This window comes from Archaeoglobus sp. (assembly GCF_017656475.1).
In the GTDB taxonomy this organism is placed as follows: domain Archaea; phylum Halobacteriota; class Archaeoglobi; order Archaeoglobales; family Archaeoglobaceae; genus Archaeoglobus.
The window spans coordinates 1-2,200 of the sequence record NZ_JACDNT010000083.1 but is presented as its reverse complement, the minus strand read 5'-3'; the positions used below and the strand labels follow the sequence as shown (position 1 = coordinate 2,200).

Below are 2,200 nucleotides of genomic sequence, written 5' to 3'. Positions count from 1 at the left end.
GGTGATGAAAATGAGGCCCGGGGTCCGACCGTTCTGTTCTTTCATTTTTTTCATCTAACTAAAAACGGAGGTGATGGGGAATGAATATCAATTTAAAGGAGATTGCGATGCAGGTGGAAGAAGACCTCAAGAAGCTGGGTAAGCGAATTGTGGCGTACCACAACGGAGAGCTTGATGAAGACCCGCTTGAAGAGTTCACTGACAGGATCCTCGACATCAGCAGGACCCAGCAGCTCCTCAGCGATGGCTGGGAGACAACAAGCTACGAAGTCTGCCTGGGGTGGGGCGGTCCCGGCACCTGGCTCGAAACGGGCTCATACACCATCCGGGTTGCCTGGTGGGAAGACTACGTCGAATGGCATGTCTACGACCCTGACGCGAGGGAAGCGATTGACATGGTTCACGACTACCTCCACGAAATATACGGGTGATGAAGGTGATAGTGAAGGTGAAGGCAAAGAGGGTGTTCAGACACAAGGAGAGTGACGGCAAAATCAACCCTCTGGTTATGGACGACAAAGAAAAGCTCTGGATTGAGACGGAGAGCGGAAGGATAATAGTACTCCCCCTTGAGGACATTGAAGGTCTCGTCTAAGCTTTCTTTTTCGCATGTATGGATAGCTTCAGGAGGTGGTACCATGGGTGTTGCGTTCTATAAAGCCTACGTGTGTCTGGATGGAGACGGTGAGCCGGTCTACTGGGAGGCACTTGATAAAGACAAAGCTGAAGAGTTCATAAAACAGTTCCCGATGCCTGAATCTGAAACCTTTGATGATGCTGAAGAGATACTGATAGACATAGCCTATCCTGTTGGGCCTATACTCCTCAGACCCACCGAGTCTTTAGAGTTTATTTTCTGGTTTGAAGACCTGATTTCACACTCCCTGGTGGTTTGGTGACCTGATTTCGCACTCCCTCTACTAAAAAAAAAGGAGGTGGTAGGTATGGGGTTCCTCGACAGCCTTAAGAGGGGAAGTTTTATTGCAAGCTTTGGAGCCGTGAAGGAGACCTTCGATGTCTTCCTGAGCGACTACCTCAGGAGCAAGGCGGAGCTCAAGATGCTTGAGGGCAAGCCCGAGTTCAAGGCCCGGTTCATAACCCTGCAGACTAACATAGAGGCGATGGACACCGTCCTCGATGAGGTGAAGGCATGGTGTGTCAAGACGATAAAGAAGATTGACAGCATACGGGAGGTAAAAGAATGATTAGCTACGTGGTGGTCATCCAGGACGACGAGGGAGGGGTCCGGCTCAAGGAGGTGAAGTTCGAGGACAGGAATGCAGCGCTCGACTACATGAAGAAGGTGGAGGAGGTCTTCCAGAGGAAGGGCTACGTCGTTGAGTGGGATGAGGAGGACAGGTTCACAGCGGTCTCATCGAAAAACCCCCTCCTCCGCTTCAATGTTTTCATTATTCAGGTGATTGACATCGAAAAATGATGACTTTTTTTGTTTTTGCAATAATTTTTCAAAAGGTTTATATACCCTAAATGCACTCCTTATTATGACAACAAAAAGGGAGGTGGTTTCCATGCCGGAGACCATAACTTTGCTGGACGTGTTCGGCGGAGGAAAGAGGAACACCGAGGAGCAGCAGGAGATCGAGTGGGTGAGGTTCGACCAGCCCGACATTGCGGTTGAGGGGAGGGTCACCTTCGTCAACGCAAAGTGGGACGAGGAGAGGAACCGCAGGAGGGCGACCGTCATACTTGAGACTGAGGACGGGAAGCGCCTTGGCATCAGCGGTACCTGGACTACCTTCGTGAGGCTCATAACGAAGTCAGGCATCAAGAAGGACGACCGCATAAGGCTCCACTACAGGGGGACCCTCGCACAGCTTGAGGTCACCGAGCCTGACTACGCAAACGCCTTCAAGCAGGCCTACGAGAGCTACATGCTCTGGCTCAAGAGGCGCGGCAGGAACATAAGGTTCACGAAGCCACCCGCCGGGACCAAGATATTCGACATGGAGGTCCTCTACAGGGCTCCTGAGCCCGAGGAGACAGGCAGCGAGAAGGAAGAAGTCAAAGCTGAGATAGAGAACATAGAGGCCTGACCCCTCTTCTTTTATTTTCTAAAGAAATGGGAGGTGTTGCGTAATGGTGTCTGTACAGCAGGTCCATGCCCTGTACCGAATAATTGACAGGATGGTGGACAGGTACTACAAGGACAAGCTGAAGGAACTCGACGAGGAGATAGAGC

General features: G+C 51.2%; 6 protein-coding genes. All 6 read left to right on the top strand.

What is annotated here, in order from left to right; all coding sequences use genetic code 11:
• Positions 1-80: 80 nt before the first annotated feature.
• The gene (locus H0Z19_RS11870) at positions 81-431 is read left to right on the top strand and encodes a hypothetical protein (RefSeq protein WP_290726898.1); all 351 of its coding nucleotides are present in this window, start codon (positions 81-83) and stop codon (positions 429-431) included.
• Complete coding sequence (locus tag H0Z19_RS11865) at positions 431-595, top strand: hypothetical protein (protein ID WP_290726896.1); 165 nt, start codon at positions 431-433, stop codon at positions 593-595. Before H0Z19_RS11870 ends, H0Z19_RS11865 begins: the two co-directional genes overlap by 1 nt.
• A gap of 43 nt (positions 596-638) precedes the next feature.
• Complete coding sequence (locus tag H0Z19_RS11860; protein ID WP_290726894.1) at positions 639-899, top strand: hypothetical protein; 261 nt, start codon at positions 639-641, stop codon at positions 897-899.
• A 45-nt stretch (positions 900-944) separates the two neighbouring features.
• Positions 945-1,205, top strand: a complete 261-nt coding sequence (locus H0Z19_RS11855) for a hypothetical protein (protein ID WP_290726892.1) — start codon at positions 945-947, stop codon at positions 1,203-1,205.
• Entirely contained in the window at positions 1,202-1,438 is a 237-nt protein-coding gene (locus H0Z19_RS11850; protein ID WP_290726890.1) for a hypothetical protein, read from the top strand. The genes H0Z19_RS11855 and H0Z19_RS11850 overlap by 4 nt, the downstream gene beginning before the upstream one ends.
• Before the next feature lie 91 nt (positions 1,439-1,529).
• Positions 1,530-2,054: a hypothetical protein gene (locus tag H0Z19_RS11845; RefSeq protein WP_290726888.1), complete on the top strand. Its 525-nt coding sequence runs from the start codon at positions 1,530-1,532 to the stop codon at positions 2,052-2,054.
• Positions 2,055-2,200: the final 146 nt, after the last annotated feature.